Origin of the sequence: Marinobacter salinisoli (assembly GCF_017301335.1) — a bacterium.
Classification (GTDB): domain Bacteria; phylum Pseudomonadota; class Gammaproteobacteria; order Pseudomonadales; family Oleiphilaceae; genus Marinobacter; species Marinobacter salinisoli.
This window is the reverse complement of the sequence record NZ_CP071247.1, coordinates 2,627,006-2,642,267: the sequence shown is the minus strand read 5'-3', so window position 1 is coordinate 2,642,267 and position 15,262 is coordinate 2,627,006. Positions and strand designations below refer to the sequence as shown.

Here is a 15,262-nt window from a genome sequence, read left to right as displayed (position 1 = left end):
CCCCGAAGCTCGTCTCCGACTTCCGAAAACCCACGGCCGGCATCACCGGCACGGGCCGCTTCCTGAAGGCCGGTTCGGGTTTATTCAACAAACTTCGCTTGACTGGCAATCATCGGCGACAGCGTGAGATCCCAATGCTGCAAGCCGCTCTGACTGTAGACATAGTGGCCACTGAGCGATTTCAGCTGGGGGATTCGTCCGGGTGCGATACCGTTGAGCACCAGAGACGCCAACCGGGCAGCCGTCAGCCCTTCCTGATGGGCGGACACCGTAAACCCGCCGATACCCTGGTTCTTTCCGACAAAAATGTCCCAGAACGAAAAAATCGGGATCTGGGCTTTCGCGAAGGCCTCATCCATCAGTTCGTTCGGTGGTGCGTAGTTACCAGCGTCGTCACGAATGGTGTGATGCGTACCCACGACAATGGCGTCGTAAGTCTGATGGCCCTGAATGATCTGACTGAGCCATTCGCTCTTGTTGTTGGTCAATACAATCTCCAGCTGGGCACCATGAACCTTGGCCTCGCGTTTATCACCGAAATGCTCTGTCACTGCGTTGCGCATGGTGGGCGAATCGTCCATCAGCACCAGGAACCGGTCCTTCTTGCGGAGAATCTTTTTCAGGTGCCGGATACTTTCGGTGAAGAACGGGCGCTCAAGAATGCCCGTAACCAGGGGATGCTTCAGGGCAGGGTGCTGCGCCGGCCCACCATTCACGCCCAGGAAGACAACCGGAATACCCTGGTGAACCAGAGGTTCGGCCATGAGCGCAAAGGCATTGTCGTCGCCCAGAATGACCACGTCGGGGCCGAGTTCCGCGATCGAACGCCGGATGTCGCTGGCCCGACCGAACCACTCAGACTTGGGCAACCGTTTTGTATCAAGCTCAAAGGCATGAATGTCGTGCTCCTTGCCCAGAACCGTTTGAATCGCCTCCAGATAATCGGCGTCCCATTTGTATTCGAGGTGGTAGCTTTGCACGACAACAACTGTTTTTCCGAAACACAGCGGGCTGACCAGCAGAAGCGCCAGAAGAAAAACACGCATATCTTTTCCTTATTATCCGAGCGAAATAAACAGGAGCTGCTGTTAACAGCTTGTTTGTCGGGTCTTTTTATCGGTATTTTTCGACCGGGCACACTGCAGCACAAACCATGCCTAACCGACACATCATTGTTTTTCCGACGTTTTTTTGAGGCGGCACTGAAGAACATCGGACAGTAGCGCGCAAAACGTTCGGAACTCTGAACAGAAAAGCCCGAAAGCTCGCTACACCGTCCGGGATGCCGGACATTGTGTCCGTCGGGTGGGACAGCTGATCCGGAAGTACTGATAGCCCTTGGTCACCAGCGTTGTCACTGCTATTTTTGAGCAGCTTCAGAAAACCATGACCACAAAACACACAGGACCGAACCGGAGCAGGAGACACCCAATTGTGAGCGGAAGCCCCTCGAAAACAAAAACCAGCTTTTACCGGCGCATTTACCTTGCGTGGCTGATTAACTGCGGAATCAATAACGTACCCTCGATCATGCAAGCCACTGGAATGCCACGGCGAACCGCTCAAGACACCATTAACGCGCTCCATGAAATTGACGTTGCGGTTGAGCACGTCGGTTCCACCAAGGCGGGGCATTACGAACTGAAAGAGTGGGGCGCCATCAACCCGGAATGGCTCGAGACACACATCAACCGCATTCGCGAGACACTGGGTTACCCGCCGTTAGGCCAGTAACCCTGCGTGGCGAATGCGGATGAGGGCAATCTAGCGTGAGTGGACCGCGCTGGCTTCGCGCCCGGCACACCCTCTGGTATCGGACACCGGGAACAGGGTGTCATACGCCCAGGTAAACACGAACGCGTAGACGAGATAGAAGAGTACGAACGCAATATCCATAACAAGCGCTTCGAGCAGCGTTATCTCCAACCACCAGGCAATGATCGGCAGGAAAGCCAGCATCAGTGCCAACTCGAAACACAGCGCATGCACCAGGCGCAACGGCAGAGTTTTGCGGACGGTACCGCGGTAACGCAACAAGGCGCGATCGAAGATCAGGTTGAAGACATAATTCCATCCGGTCGCCAGGCTGGCGCCAATCACCGCCAGGACACCAATGCTGGCCATGGACATATCAAAGAGCAGAGCGCCAAAGAGGGTGCTCAGGGCGATGCCTATCAGCTCAAAACTGACGGCCTGACGAATTCGGTCGGCGGTAGTACGCATGATCGCTTCTCCGGAATTCGGGGCGTCCCGAAATGAAATCCCTGGCTGGGTGAGGTCGTCCTCAAGATGGGGGAAGCGGATTCAGAAATCCGCCTTGCTCAGCGGCCAATAGTCTCGCCGGTTTTCGACGGCTTCGCCATAGCAGAAAGCCGTAAGCAGGCACCCTGGCGCACGCTCACTCCCGGCTGAACTGTTTCCAGCCACGAAATACGGGGATTGCTATCTGGGAAATGAGCGCCGTACTCCAGATCAGGTTGCCGATCAACGCCGGCACATAGGGAACGACGAAAAAGCACGCCACCGCGATAACGATTCCGACAAAGCGGACTTCCCAGCTGCCATGCTCCGATGGAATGCGATGCTCGATCACCGATTTGAGCACCCAGAGCATGGCAATGTAGCCGGCCAGACCAAAACAACCGATTGCCGCATAGTCGGTCGGATACGGCTGCCAGAACCCGACCTTTACCTGCGCAGCCAGCGCAACTCCGACCATAACGCCACAAAGCATGAGCACGAGATGCGCAAGCCACCACGCGACCAGGGTCGCTAACCTCTGGTTCCTGGGCCTTCCATTGCCGACAAAATCAAAGTAGAGCCAGCACATCACGAACATGGCAATGCCACCCAGCGTGTAATTAACCAAAACGTCCGGTGTGACTTTGTGAATTCCTTTCTCCGACAGGGTCACTACCAGCTTGAAGAACCCCTCACCAAGCACAATCAGCGTCAGCAGCGAAAAACGCTCTGCCATATGCCCAAGGCGCGGCACGAACCGCTCGAAGCGGAGTACCGAAATACCCGGGATCATGTAGACCAGTTGCGTGGCAACCATTGCAGTGGCGAAAGCCCAGTAGCAGTAGGGCCTTGGAAGAAATGCGCTTATTCCGAAAATCACCGCAAAAACGAAGAAGTTCCGGATCTGCTCGGAACACATCGGACACGTTGAACCATTGGCTCTCTGAGCCCTGAGGTAAAAGAGGGCAAGCAAGGCGCGGTTCAGCGCAAAACCCACCGCAAAATAGCTCCAGCCCTCACCTTCGATTGATGGAATGGCGGCGGCCATGAACATCACGGTGCACATCATCACGGACATGATGATGCGGTGCCAAATGTCGGTGCTCACATAGATCGAGTTGAAAATGCTGAGCTCGCCCCACGCATACCAGAGCGCAACAAAAAGCCCGGTAAAGATCAGAAAACCATCGACAGTCAGGTTCGCGGACAAATAGTTGCCCAGAAGAAAAATAGTAACGACATGAATCAGGTCATAAAACAACTCGGCCCAGTGAACGTGATCGTTTGGTTGGCGGAGATCCTTGTGATGCTGCGGCTTCCGCCACATTGGGTGATCCTGCAAAGCCATAGAGTTGCTCGCTCTCGGAGTCGTCGCTGAAGGCACTTCGGGGCCGCGAAACACGACTGTAAAATCCTCAACTCCAACCCGGCATGGGTACGGGGTGGTCTAAGCTGTGAATGACCAAAACGCGTATCGACGCCGGGCCTGCGGAGGATTGCTACCGATGAAACCTGTCATTGCCGATATTAAACCGGCAAAAGTATCGCTGAAAAAAGGTAAAGAATACTATTTCTGTGCCTGTGGCCAGTCCTCGAACCAGCCCTTTTGTGACGGCTCCCATGCGGGCACCGGATTCAAGCCCAAGAGCTTCAAGGCGGATGACGACACAGAGGCCTTCCTCTGCCAGTGCAAACACTCTTCTTCACTGCCGTATTGCGATGGGACCCACAGAAAGTTCAGTGAATCGGACAAGGGCCAGGAAGGCCCGGGCAATGAGCAATCGGGGTCTGGCACGCCTTCAGTTAAGGCCACACAGGAAGAACCAACGGTTGAATTCATTCACCAGTTAGCGCGTGAAGGATTGTCCAAGATGGGGCATCACGGCCCGATGACGGCAATGGGGGTGCCTCGCCATAAACTGCCGCACTGGGACGACCTTCAGCTTCTGACCGCCCAGATGGCAAAAAAGCCACTGATGGAGGATGCAAACGTTGAGACAGGCGTGGTGATTGGTGCAAACGCGCAAAAACCGCTCACGCTCAAAATTCCCCTGTTCGTGTCCGACATGAGCTTTGGTGCGCTGAGTGAGGAGGCGAAACTGGCGCTCGCGAAAGGGGCCGAAATGGCAGGCACTGGCATCTGTTCCGGGGAAGGCGGCATGTTACCCGATGAACAGCAGGCAAACTCCCGATATTTTTATGAGCTCGCGAGCGCCAGATTCGGGTATGACGAATCACAACTCTGCCGCGTGCAGGCCTTTCATTTCAAAGGCGGACAGGGCGCCAAGACCGGCACCGGCGGGCACTTGCCGGGAAATAAAAATGTCGGCCGGATCTCAGAGGTACGCGGCATTCCGGAAGGGGAACCGGCCATATCACCACCAACCTTTACCGACCTTCACACCGTCGATGATTTCCGAGCGTTCGCCGACCGGGTACGTGAACTCACCGGCGGCATCCCCATCGGCTTCAAACTGAGCGCCAATCACATTGAAGAGGACATACAGTTCGCACTGGATGCAAGTGCCGACTACATCATCCTGGACGGCCGGGGTGGCGGCACTGGCGCGGCGCCCGAGCTCTTTCGCGATCACATCAGCGTGCCAACCATCCCCGCGCTGGCACGGGCGAGAAAGTATCTGGACCAGCACGACGCCACCGGCAAAGTGACTCTGATCATCACGGGCGGACTTCGGGTGCCCACCGATTTTGTCAAAGCGCTTGCCCTGGGCGCCGACGCTGTCGCCATCGCCAATAGCGCGATGCAATCCATCGGTTGCGTTGCAGCTCGAATCTGCAACACCAACAATTGCCCGGCCGGCATAGCCACCCAGAACGCCGATCTGCGCCAGCGCCTGAACGTCGACCAATCTGCCGAGCAGCTCAAGAACTTTCTCGAGGCATCCACTGAATTAATGCAAGTTCTTGCCAGAGCCTGCGGCCATCACTCCTTGACCAGCTTTACGGTAGCAGACCTGACCACATGGCACCGGGATATGGCGTTGCTCTCCGGCGTCAGTTACGCAGGGGTTACCGGATTACAATAAGTGCGGGAGTGGCCCGGAAGGGAACACTGCAGAGCGCAGCTCATGACCACAAATAAAGCCCGGCCAATCGAGTCGGTCGGGCTCTATTTCTGTAGGAAGGCAATCACGCGGCGCCTGACTGATCCTCATCCTGAGATTGCATCGCCGGTGCTTTACCGACCGCAAAGCCAAGCATGAGAGCCAGAGTGAAAAATCCCGCAAGACCGCCAAACAAAGTAACGACTGGGATCACATTTACCATCGGTTTGTATGCCTCCATAAATTCAAGATACGTTGAGTTGCGAAACTTCTTAGCTTGCAACACATTGTTAGGCTAATTGTACGAAAAAAAACCACACCGAACCGTATGGAAAAACCGAATACATGGGTGTCGGCAATTTCAGCCAACCGAGCACAAGAAGTTGCGCAACCCGCCGAATCCGGATTATCTATGTTGCTATGGCTCAAATAACGTCACTGTATGTCTACAAGGTGGTCAGTCAGGCTAGCCCCGGCGTCGAAACGCGGGACTTGATACGGGGGCTTGGCCTCCCCGTGGACGGCCCCATCGATCCCGGCCAGATGGTGTCTTCATCAGAGTATTACGACTTTTTTGCTGAGCTGATTGATCGGGATCCCAGTGGCCTCTCATTGCCACTGAAGATTGGTGCGGCCATGCGAAGCGACGAGTACGGTGCTTTCGGCCTGGCGTGGAAATCCGCGCCGACCTTGCGCGGCTCCTTCAAAAGGGCAGAGCGGTACGGGCATGTTCTGGGCAGCGCAGAAACCTATTCGCTGGAAGAATCGGCCCTGGGCTTCTTCTTCAACCTTGAGAAAGCAGGAGATGGCAGCCCGGGCATGCTGCTTTCTAACGAGGCGAGCATGTCGGCGGTCGTCACCATCAGCAATGAGGTTTGCTCCTCAAGCTTTACGCCATTGGCCATCTATTTCAGGCATGCGCCGAGAGGCGATACCAGCGTGTACGAATCGCATTTTGGTTGCCCCGTTCATTTCGAGTCGGGACGAGACGCGGTGCTTGTGAGCAAAGAAAGCATCGATACTCCCAACAAACTCGGCGACGAATCCATCGCCCGGTTTTTTGACCGACACCTGGAACAACAGCTGAATTCGCTCAAAGGTGATATCGACCTGCAACAGCAAGTCCGACACGCCGTCGGCAACGTGCTCAGTGAGGGCGTACCGAAGCTCTCACGGATTGCATCCGAATTGAAAATAGGCACACGGACGTTGCAGAGGCGATTGTCGGAGCAGGGTTATTCCTTCCAAAGCGTCGTTGATATGGCGCAAAAGGATCTCGCCCAAAGACTGCTGCGGGAAACAGACTACAGCCTTGCAGAGGTAGCCTTCCTGACGGGATTTGCGGAGCAGAGTGGGTTCACAAGAGCCTTCAAGCGCTGGGCCGGGCAGACTCCGCGATCCTATCGACTCTCGGCTCGCTGAGTTTGACATTGTCGCCCTCGGCGAAAACTCTGGCACGCTGAGGCAATAACAAGCGACGGTACTTCAGGAAAATTGACTTGCACACACGGTAAAAGGAGCAAGTCAATGAAACATACCAATCAGACACGCCAATCCATTCTCGTTGTCGGCGGTACCGGAAAGACCGGCAAGCGTGTCGCTGAACAACTGAAAGCCAGCGGCCATCAGGTTCGGGTCGGATCCCGCTCAGCCATCCCGTCTTTTGATTGGGGCAACGAGAAAAGCTGGGCGCCGTGCCTCAACGGTGTCACTTCCGTTTACATCACTTACTCGCCAGACCTGGCCATGCCGGGCGCAACCGACGCCATCCAGGCCTTTGTTGGCTTGGCCAAACGTCACGGAGTGAACCGACTCGTCCTGTTATCAGGGCGTGGCGAGGCCGAGGCACAAGCCTGCGAAAAGATTGTGCAGGACTCAGGCCTGGAGTGGACAATCGTCCGCGCAAGCTGGTTCAACCAGAACTTTTCGGAGGGCGCATTCATCGACATGGTGCTGAATGGCGCTATCACTCTGTCGGCAGGCAATCAGGTCGAGCCTTTTGTGGATGTCGATGACATCGCGGACGTGGCTGTCGCCGCTCTGACTCAGGACCACCACAACCGCCGCATCTATGAAGTAACGGGGCCAAGACTGATGACCTTTGCGGACGTGGCCAGCGACATCTCCCGCGCAACCGGCCGCGAAGTTGCGTTCATTGACGTCCCTCACACGAGCTTCATCGCTGAGATGGAGAGCTCCGGAACGCCCGAGGATGTGGTCTGGATGCTGGATTATCTTTTCGCGACGGTGCTTGATGGCCGCAACGCCCATTTGACTGACGGTGTCCAGCAGGCACTTGGTCGCGAACCGAAAGACTTCGCTGCGTTCGCAGAGCAAGTCGCAAAGACCGGCATCTGGGACAAACGCTAAAGGCGATTGCCTTCAAAGAGGAGAACAAACATGAATTTTCAGCTCAACCTGTTTCAGGCAGCTTTCGGAATTTACAGCCGGATCCTTCCTTCTCGTGCAGCCGTGAAGGCCGTCGAATGGATGACGAGCCCGCGAATCAAGGCAGAGCGACGAAGGTTGCCAAAAGACCTGTTTAGCGAGCGCATTGCTCTGCCGAGCGGTGGCCTGCTGGCCACTTTTGGGACAGGGCCTAAAAAGATGTTGCTGCTGCACGGATGGTCCGGGTGGGTTGGACAGTTTCAGGCTTTGATCAGTGAGATCGATCCAACTGAATACACCGTTTATGCGGTCCAACCTCTTGGGCACGGAGAATCCAATGCGCCCCAATCACATCCGGGGCGGTTTATAGAGGCCGCACTCGAAACCCTGGACTTTGTTGATGCGCCGTTTGACGTCGCTGTGGGGCATTCGCTGGGCGCCGCCGCCTTGATTTATGCTCAAGCGCTCAGAGGCGACATCAAGCACCTGGTGCTCGTATCCAGCCCCGCGACCATTGAGGGCGTTCTGAGAAGATTTGCCCGCTTCCTGAATCTTGGCGACAGGAGCACAAGTCACTTCATCAGCGCCATGGAGGAAACGGTTGGACTGGGTGTGGACCGGCTGGACCTGGTCGCGCTGGCCCATGCGGTCAGCACACCAGTGCTGGTCATTCACGATGAGAGTGATGCAGAGGTGCCCGCTGCTGAATCCATGGCTCTACAACGCGCTTTTTCTCAGAGTCGCTCATTTCGAACCAATGGGCTTGGCCACAGCCGACTTCTGCAACATGCGGATGTAACGAGAGAAATTATGCAATTTCTTGATCGGGACTTGCCGTGACAGCCAAACAGCATGTTTTGTCTCAGGGAGAAAGGCCATTCAACCTCCGGACTCTCATTCATGGCTCAGGCTTTGAGCGTCACAATAGTTCAATAGCCAGATATGTCAGCTTTGTTTACATGAATAGCTTCCAGGTGAAACGCCGATGGCTCGATGTGAATGGTTTATATGCAAAGGTTTATAACTGGCGCGATACTTGCCGCCGAGTCCCTTTACGGTCACTGATGACCCAGGAAGCCGATGCGTGCTTCTCAGGAACACGGAGCAGGGCTCATTTGAATTGTCATAGACATCAACAAGGAATTTGGTTGGTGCTATGGGCCAGAAGACGCGCTCCCTACGAGGAAGCACGGAGCCACCAATGCCTTACAGCACTAGTTATCCGACGCCGGTATTGAATGTAAAAGAGCCGCCTAGCCTCTTCCTCCACCGACTTGTATCCCCCGCAATACTGACTGCGCAATGCAGTGCCTCAGTGGCAGCAGAAACGGTTTCGCACTTTGGTGCTGGCAGAAGGTGGCTGATCGGGCAGCAAGATTGAATCAGTGGCAACTCAAATGGCGTGCCTGAACGCTGCACATCCTTTTTACGGTCATGAGAAGAATAATTATGAGATGCCCCCTGAAGAATACACCTGAATATTTGGGCCTTTTGTTTGCCTTTATTTCGACGCTCTCTTTGCAAATCCATGCGGCATCGGTGAACTTGAACGAAGCTGAAATTGAAGCGGTCTTTGCGCAAGAGGGTTTTGGTAATAACGCCATTGACGTGCGCTATGGCGAAGTGGAGATTGTTGAAGATGCTTCCTTGCTCGATTTGATCGTAGCTTACGGAGACGTTGGCGTTGATGAACTTGAACCTCTTATCGACCTGCGACTGGCCACTAACCCTGACGTCATCTTTATGTACTTTGTCGATACCCTTGCGACACCCGACTCGGATGGTCTTGTTGGCATTGCGGGCGGCAATGTTTTAGTCGTGGAGTCAGAAGTCTCCGATGGGTTGCTTCCCGGCGGAGAGCTGGGGTATCAAATCCAAGCGCATGAAATCGGCCACCTGCTTGGGCTTCGTCACTGTGACGACCCGAATTCCCAGATTTATCTAACCTGCGACAGTGAACCGGATCTGCTGATGCAGCCCCAAGCGCTGGATACAGCACTCAAGCTGACGCTTGCAGAAATCTCAATCATTTTGCAAAGCCCATTGGTCAAGAGCGATGGGGTAACGAACTACATCGACGTTATCCCTGTCCTGGTTCAGGGCCCTAATCTGGATCCGGATAATGACGGCCTCAATGACGCCGACGATAACTGCCCCGTGGTCGCAAATCCAGACCAGGAAGACTTTGATGGCGATAACCAAGGCGATGCGTGCGACCCTGACGACGATAACGATGGCGTTGACGACAGCGTTGATAATTGTGTCTATGCGGTGAACTCCGGGCAGCAAGACAGAGACAACGATGACATTGGAGATGCGTGCGATAGCGATAACGACAACGACTTTGTGTTGGATGATGTCGACAACTGCCCATTAGTTCCGAACTTACAGCAAGACGATGCAGACGGTGATGGTGCAGGGGATCTATGCGATGCCGATGACGACAATGACGGGGTGCAGGATAGCCTCGACAATTGCCCGCTTACCCCGAACTCAGGGCAGGAAAACCTTGACGGTGACCAGTTTGGGGACGCTTGTGATACCGACGATGATGCCGACGGTATAGACAACGAGTTTGATAATTGCCCGCTTGTTTCCAATGCTTCGCAGACAGATTTTGACGGTGATGGGCAAGGTGACGCCTGTGACAGCGACATAGATGGTGACGGCGTAGAAACAGGCAATGACGCATGCGAGTTTACAGAGCGCGGAACCCTTGTAGACCCAGACTCAGGATGCTCTATTGCGCAAATCTGTCCGTGTGAGGGTCCAAGCGGTTACAGCACAGCCTGGAGGAACAAGGGTACGTACGTTTCGTGCCACGCAAAAGCTACGAGCAGCTTTGTCGAAAAAGGCGTGCTTACCGAATTCGAGAAAGGTCAACTCCAAACGTTGGCCGCACACAGTAGCTGTGGCGACAAGCGCTAGCTAATCGTAGAGAAAAAAAGCCCTCATACCGTTTGATATGGGGGCTTTGCTGAAGAATTTCTAACAGGTTTTGAATCGACTAGACTCATTTCTACAATGGATATTCGCCTTCGAGATTGCTACGAAACCGGAAACCCGGTGAACGAAGACCCCATGATTGTGGTCTTCGAGGACTTCCTTGAGCCCAGGGAAGTCGAACAGCTGATCAGCGCCGCACAATCCAAAATGAAGCAGGCCCTGGTCAGTGCAGCAACATCCGGAGTCCAAAGCCCCGGCCGCACCGGCAGTAATTGCTGGATACCCCATGACCACAATCCAATCGTCGAAGATCTGGCCCTGCGTGTTGCCGATATCGTTGGCTTGCCGCTTCAGCATGCCGAATCCCTGCAAGTCGTTCACTATGGTGAAGATCAGCAGTACGCGCCCCATTATGATGCCTGGGATGCAGGCACTGAACGTGGCCAGCGCTGCATGGCCCGGGGCGGGCAGCGCCTGATTACCTGCCTGCTGTACCTCAATGATCCGGAGCAGGGCGGTAGTACTTCCTTTCCCAATCTGGACATGGAAGTCAGGGCCCTAAAAGGCCGTATGGTGCTGTTTCACAATTGTCATCGGGGCAGTACTGTCCGCCATCCCGACAGCCTGCATGGCGGCATGCCGGTACTGAAAGGGGAAAAATGGGCCTGCAATTTCTGGTTTCGCGAGCAGCCCTATCAAACAGCACCGGCTGTGTCGCGTAAATCCACACCAACCCCGAAATTCAAGCGGGTTATCTAGGCGTGTCTGCGAGCTCTCGGAAGTAAATCGCCCAGCGGATTGGCTCTGGCTAATTGCGCTGAACGAGCGATGGACTGCTATCCTGTCATAGTCATTCATTGTTACAAGGATGTCCCTATCCATGGTTACCTACCTGTATTGGTTCATTATTCTTGCCCTCGCGTGTGGCGCCCTGTTTGGAATCGGTGCCAGGCTAGGGAGGTGGCAACTGGCAGTGATCCTGGCGGCGGTCATCGCGGTGGTCGGCGCCATGACTTATTACTTCTGGCTGCAGCAGATATTCGTGAAGCGCTATGGCGGCGTGATGAGTATTACTATCCCTCAGGGCCTGCAGCATATCGGCTCCACCTGGAAGGACGACAACCTCTGGATTGAGGACTACAACCCGGAAACTAACGAATGCATTTTCCGGGAATACTCTCGGGGTGACCTGTTGCAAGGGCGTGTCGTGCTGAAGAACTGTAATCCGCTGGGGGCGTCGCGATCAGTTTCTGCACCGGCCACCAACGAGTAACGCTGGGTCGGATTTTTTCGGCCCTGATGACACTCATAGTGGACGACCACAGAAAGCACTAAATCTCCGAAACGAGATATCAGTAACTTACCTGCCAAATTCCACACAAAGTGCTAAACAAACTTAAAGTAGATTCTAGAATAGGGCACTCAAATAAGGGGTTGGTCCAGAAGCCATTTACAGCAATAACCTGGAGTGGGCCAGGTGAACACCGTACCTACAAAGTGGTTTAGTGCTAACAAGGCCAGGCACAGCGATGTTAAGCATCAAGGATGATCAAGTGAGAGAGCCCGACTATAGCTGTCCAATCTGCGCTATTGAGCTCGCGTATTACTCCCGAAATCCGAACTATGTTTGTGACTCTTGTGTCGCCAATGCAACCGATAAAAATGGCCGCCCTCTGAAGTTTTTTAATACCGATATTTATGGTGGTTTCGAGGCTATTTATTCAGACACGAACGAGAAGCGCCAAGGCCACACCTGCTTTATTAAAGGCAGAAAGTGTCATGCGGGCGAGGCGCGAATGGGCGGTATCGTGGTGGAGCTTTCTGCTTAACAAGTGACTATGGTCCCCAGATCTGAATGTCCGCTTTGCGACCGGCGCGGCCACATTATGGTGGCATGACCATCAGTTTTCGTGTCGCACCACTTTGGCCGGTTCGTCATGGTCGCGCAGGCCTGTGGCCGCCGCAAAAATCACACGCGACTACATTGGTCCCCAAAGCTTTACACCGGCTTTCAGGTACGAATAGCGCTGCGTAGCTTAGTTGGCTTCGATTGTACCGCAGGCAACTCTTGGGCCCGCTCCGCCAATCGGTTGAGTGATGTGGTCGTCGGCATTCTGATGGATGATGAACGTCGAACCATCTTCATCAAGCAGGCCATGTTTGCTGTCATCCAGTGATACCATCGAGGTGAATGCTTCCATCTCGCCCACACCGTCTTCACCGACGAATATATTTGGCAGGTCACCTGGCTCAGGGCCTTTTGGGTTCATCAGGCCGTGGGCGCCTTCTACTTTTCCAACATGTCCTTTTGCTGATTCAAAGCCAGTATCCGGCAGGCAGTCACCGTGACTGTGCAGGTGAAGTCCATGCTTGCCAGGCTCAAGGCCAGTGACACGGACATGGATCAGAACGCCATTGGGACCTTGCATCAGGTTGGCCATACCGATCACTTCGCCAGACGAATTAATCAGATCAGCGCTCGCCTTCTTCATGTGGTTGTCGGCATGGGCGGTCATTGCTACGGCTGCAATAATGAGGGTAACGATGGAACGAATCATGAGTCTCTCCTTGAGAGCAGTGAATTATCCCGAGCCTTTACTTCCATCTAGAGAGTAGTCCATCGCACCCATATCGAGATTTTTTGTTGAGAAATATCGGAGACCGCAATCTCCCTGCCGAAGCGCAGTGAACGAATCCTGATTCAGGGCTATACGCCGTTTTAAGTACTTTGTGTGGAAATTTTTAGCACTTTATGTGGACGTCTAGCGAACATTCACCCATAAGAGTCCCGATCACCAACTGCGCATAATGTATATTATGTTAAATGCAGTATTAGGTTTCACTGGACGCACACCAATTCCAAGCACAGCTCCGCTCCCCATCCGCGATCCAACTCATCAGCTCTAACCCCCATCTGGCACCCGGTAGATAACTTTGAGCTCCGAGCTCTCTGGCGCCGCCTCAAGATAACTGATTGCATTTACGTCGCTTTTGATCAGCGACACGAGCCTTTGTTGATCGGTCACTTCTTCCAGCGGCAGCATTCGCCCTGCAAAAACCAGTCGAGCCCAGAAGGCATCGACCTGCCTCAACTCCATTCCAGTTACATGCCGGTAGAAACGAGCACGAAGATCGCTGCTCTCCTCACGATCATAAACCGAGGCAAACTCACCGTTGGGTAACGCCTTGGTTCTGCCGAGGTAAAGATCGCGCAACGCCTCGCGAGAGATCTGTTCAATCGGGCTCTTGGCATTCGCCACAACATAGATATCAGCGCCCGACACATTGTTTATGGCGAGCAGCAACAAAAAAACCAGTACACGCATCATCGCCACCACCTCAGAATATGTAATTCAAAGAGAGCGAAAATACGTTGACTGTCGAGTCAACGGATGGGCTTTCATCGAAAGCCCATAACCCATAAGCCTGAGATTCAACCTTTGTGCGATCCCACTGAGCCTTGAGCGCGAGCCGTTGCTCAAAATCCCAGCGCACGCCAGCCGACGTTGTGTGCTGATCGATCCGGGCACCATTCAAAAACGCGACCGAAAAATCCTTCAGGCCGTCGCCGCCGGGCCCCAGGACGGACCAATCAGCAGTGCTTGTCACCAAATCCCTGTCCGGTTCAAACGCCGAGTACACAACATACGGTGTTAAAGCACCAACCCGATAGCCCAGGCTGATATAGCCGGCATTGCCAGTTGGCAAAACGTATGAGTCACTGTTCATGCGCGCCAGCTCAAGATCAAGAACATAGGCTCCATCGTCGTAGCTCAAGCCAGCCTGGTAGTACCTGGCCGTTGCCCCGTAAGAGTCGGCCAGCCGGGTCGCAAACTGATTCGCCTCTGCGCCCAGCGGGCCCGGGAAATTACCAATACCGGCTACAGCATCGAACAGCCCACGCTGACCTTCTGTAGCCTCAGGAATCTTGAACTGGGCGTAACTCAGCCTGGCTGACCAGAACCGGTAATCACCGGTGAGCGATGCGGTGAACAGATCGTTGAACCTGGTTTGCAGCAACCGACTTGCGTCCGGAGGCTCAATGTCCGCCCTGGCTGAGCCGTATTGCAGCTTCGCTCTGAGATAGACAGAGCCAGCCGAGAAGGACTTGGCGACATCAACCCCGTCAATGGAATACGGGGTAATCCAGCCATAAAGCTCCAGCGGTGGGCGTACCCAGAGATAGGTGTAGTCCACCCGGCGCACCTCTGACAGCTTGAAGATATCAACGGCCATTCTTCCGGCACGGATATCGATATCGGGGGCTGGCGAATACCCGATGAAAGCCCATTCGGTCGCCGAATCCAGGTCGTACTTTGCCTTATCGGCCAGAACGAATTGAGTGGTTGCCTGCCACTTCGGGCTAATGCGGTAGGAAAACTGCACACCGGCCTGGGAATCAGGCGCCAGCGAGAAGTCGCTGTCCGGACGCTTGCGTTGCGTGTTATCGCGAAAGGCCCCAAGCTCCTCTTCGCCCTCGAAACTGAACCCAACAGATGCAAAGCCGGAAACCTTGAGCCCTGCAAAATCCGCCTGAATCGGGCACGAAAACGCCATCAGGCACGCACAAAAAATGAATCTGGGGTGTTTCAACATGAGAGAACTGCTTTTTCCTTCGAGGG

General features: G+C 54.4%; 15 protein-coding genes. 9 read left to right on the top strand and 6 right to left on the bottom strand.

The window, feature by feature from the left end; all coding sequences use genetic code 11:
- Window positions 1-80 precede the first annotated feature (80 nt).
- Window positions 81-1,046, bottom strand: coding sequence for an ABC transporter substrate-binding protein (locus tag LPB19_RS12005; protein WP_206643139.1), 966 nt, complete (start codon window positions 1,044-1,046; stop codon window positions 81-83).
- A 388-nt stretch (window positions 1,047-1,434) separates the two neighbouring features.
- Here LPB19_RS12005 and LPB19_RS12000 point away from each other — a divergent pair, with 388 nt between their 5' ends.
- Window positions 1,435-1,734 (top strand): helix-turn-helix domain-containing protein, encoded by a 300-nt coding sequence (locus LPB19_RS12000; protein ID WP_228289104.1) that lies wholly within the window; start codon window positions 1,435-1,437, stop codon window positions 1,732-1,734.
- Between the two features lie 30 nt (window positions 1,735-1,764).
- On the opposite strand, the gene LPB19_RS11995 is transcribed toward LPB19_RS12000, so the two are convergent.
- Complete coding sequence (locus LPB19_RS11995; RefSeq protein ID WP_206643137.1) at window positions 1,765-2,223, bottom strand: PACE efflux transporter; 459 nt, start codon at window positions 2,221-2,223, stop codon at window positions 1,765-1,767.
- Window positions 2,224-2,398: 175 nt separating this feature from the next.
- Complete coding sequence (locus LPB19_RS11990; RefSeq protein WP_228289103.1) at window positions 2,399-3,568, bottom strand: low temperature requirement protein A; 1,170 nt, start codon at window positions 3,566-3,568, stop codon at window positions 2,399-2,401.
- Window positions 3,569-3,746: 178 nt separating this feature from the next.
- Here LPB19_RS11990 and LPB19_RS11985 point away from each other — a divergent pair, with 178 nt between their 5' ends.
- The 8 genes from LPB19_RS11985 (at window position 3,747) to LPB19_RS11950 (ending at window position 12,469) form a co-directional block, all read left to right on the top strand.
- Window positions 3,747-5,288, top strand: coding sequence for a glutamate synthase-related protein (locus LPB19_RS11985; protein ID WP_206643135.1), 1,542 nt, complete (start codon window positions 3,747-3,749; stop codon window positions 5,286-5,288).
- A 438-nt stretch (window positions 5,289-5,726) separates the two neighbouring features.
- Window positions 5,727-6,728, top strand: coding sequence for an AraC family transcriptional regulator (locus tag LPB19_RS11980; protein ID WP_206643134.1), 1,002 nt, complete (start codon window positions 5,727-5,729; stop codon window positions 6,726-6,728).
- 105 nt (window positions 6,729-6,833) lie between these two features.
- Window positions 6,834-7,676, top strand: a complete 843-nt coding sequence (locus tag LPB19_RS11975) for a Rossmann-fold NAD(P)-binding domain-containing protein (protein ID WP_206643133.1) — start codon at window positions 6,834-6,836, stop codon at window positions 7,674-7,676.
- A gap of 30 nt (window positions 7,677-7,706) precedes the next feature.
- Window positions 7,707-8,534, top strand: coding sequence for an alpha/beta fold hydrolase (locus LPB19_RS11970; RefSeq protein ID WP_206643132.1), 828 nt, complete (start codon window positions 7,707-7,709; stop codon window positions 8,532-8,534).
- A gap of 609 nt (window positions 8,535-9,143) precedes the next feature.
- Window positions 9,144-10,622, top strand: a complete 1,479-nt coding sequence (locus LPB19_RS11965) for a thrombospondin type 3 repeat-containing protein (RefSeq protein ID WP_206643131.1) — start codon at window positions 9,144-9,146, stop codon at window positions 10,620-10,622.
- A gap of 96 nt (window positions 10,623-10,718) precedes the next feature.
- Window positions 10,719-11,399 carry a prolyl hydroxylase family protein gene (locus LPB19_RS11960; RefSeq protein WP_206643130.1) on the top strand — a complete coding sequence of 227 codons (681 nt, stop codon included), beginning with the start codon at window positions 10,719-10,721 and terminating at the stop codon, window positions 11,397-11,399.
- 121 nt (window positions 11,400-11,520) lie between these two features.
- Complete coding sequence (locus LPB19_RS11955) at window positions 11,521-11,913, top strand: hypothetical protein (RefSeq protein ID WP_206643129.1); 393 nt, start codon at window positions 11,521-11,523, stop codon at window positions 11,911-11,913.
- A 256-nt stretch (window positions 11,914-12,169) separates the two neighbouring features.
- Window positions 12,170-12,469: a hypothetical protein gene (locus LPB19_RS11950; protein WP_206643128.1), complete on the top strand. Its 300-nt coding sequence runs from the start codon at window positions 12,170-12,172 to the stop codon at window positions 12,467-12,469.
- Window positions 12,470-12,676: 207 nt separating this feature from the next.
- Here LPB19_RS11950 and LPB19_RS11945 read toward each other — a convergent pair whose 3' ends face one another.
- The 3 genes from LPB19_RS11945 to LPB19_RS11935 form a co-directional block, all read right to left on the bottom strand.
- Window positions 12,677-13,198 (bottom strand): superoxide dismutase family protein, encoded by a 522-nt coding sequence (locus LPB19_RS11945; protein ID WP_206643127.1) that lies wholly within the window; start codon window positions 13,196-13,198, stop codon window positions 12,677-12,679.
- Window positions 13,199-13,543: 345 nt separating this feature from the next.
- Window positions 13,544-13,969 (bottom strand): hypothetical protein, encoded by a 426-nt coding sequence (locus LPB19_RS11940; protein ID WP_206643126.1) that lies wholly within the window; start codon window positions 13,967-13,969, stop codon window positions 13,544-13,546.
- A 10-nt stretch (window positions 13,970-13,979) separates the two neighbouring features.
- On the bottom strand, window positions 13,980-15,236 hold the full coding sequence (locus tag LPB19_RS11935) for a porin family protein (protein WP_206643125.1): 1,257 nt from the start codon (window positions 15,234-15,236) through the stop codon (window positions 13,980-13,982).
- Window positions 15,237-15,262 lie beyond the last annotated feature (26 nt).

Bases quoted from the DNA above. Each gene is read 5' to 3' on its own strand.
- LPB19_RS11955 (WP_206643129.1), top strand. From the start codon at position 11,521: ATGGTTACCTACCTGTATTGGTTCATTATTCTTGCCCTCGCGTGTGGC.
- LPB19_RS11975 (WP_206643133.1), top strand. From the start codon at position 6,834: ATGAAACATACCAATCAGACACGCCAATCCATTCTCGTTGTCGGCGGT.
- LPB19_RS12005 (WP_206643139.1), bottom strand. From the start codon at position 1,046: ATGCGTGTTTTTCTTCTGGCGCTTCTGCTGGTCAGCCCGCTGTGTTTC.
- LPB19_RS11945 (WP_206643127.1), bottom strand. From the start codon at position 13,198: ATGATTCGTTCCATCGTTACCCTCATTATTGCAGCCGTAGCAATGACC.
- LPB19_RS11965 (WP_206643131.1), top strand. From the start codon at position 9,144: ATGAGATGCCCCCTGAAGAATACACCTGAATATTTGGGCCTTTTGTTT.
- LPB19_RS11935 (WP_206643125.1), bottom strand. From the start codon at position 15,236: ATGTTGAAACACCCCAGATTCATTTTTTGTGCGTGCCTGATGGCGTTT.
- LPB19_RS11985 (WP_206643135.1), top strand. From the start codon at position 3,747: ATGAAACCTGTCATTGCCGATATTAAACCGGCAAAAGTATCGCTGAAA.
- LPB19_RS11960 (WP_206643130.1), top strand. From the start codon at position 10,719: ATGGATATTCGCCTTCGAGATTGCTACGAAACCGGAAACCCGGTGAAC.
- LPB19_RS11990 (WP_228289103.1), bottom strand. From the start codon at position 3,568: ATGTGGCGGAAGCCGCAGCATCACAAGGATCTCCGCCAACCAAACGAT.
- LPB19_RS11940 (WP_206643126.1), bottom strand. From the start codon at position 13,969: ATGATGCGTGTACTGGTTTTTTTGTTGCTGCTCGCCATAAACAATGTG.
- LPB19_RS11970 (WP_206643132.1), top strand. From the start codon at position 7,707: ATGAATTTTCAGCTCAACCTGTTTCAGGCAGCTTTCGGAATTTACAGC.
- LPB19_RS11950 (WP_206643128.1), top strand. From the start codon at position 12,170: ATGTTAAGCATCAAGGATGATCAAGTGAGAGAGCCCGACTATAGCTGT.
- LPB19_RS11995 (WP_206643137.1), bottom strand. From the start codon at position 2,223: ATGCGTACTACCGCCGACCGAATTCGTCAGGCCGTCAGTTTTGAGCTG.
- LPB19_RS11980 (WP_206643134.1), top strand. From the start codon at position 5,727: ATGGCTCAAATAACGTCACTGTATGTCTACAAGGTGGTCAGTCAGGCT.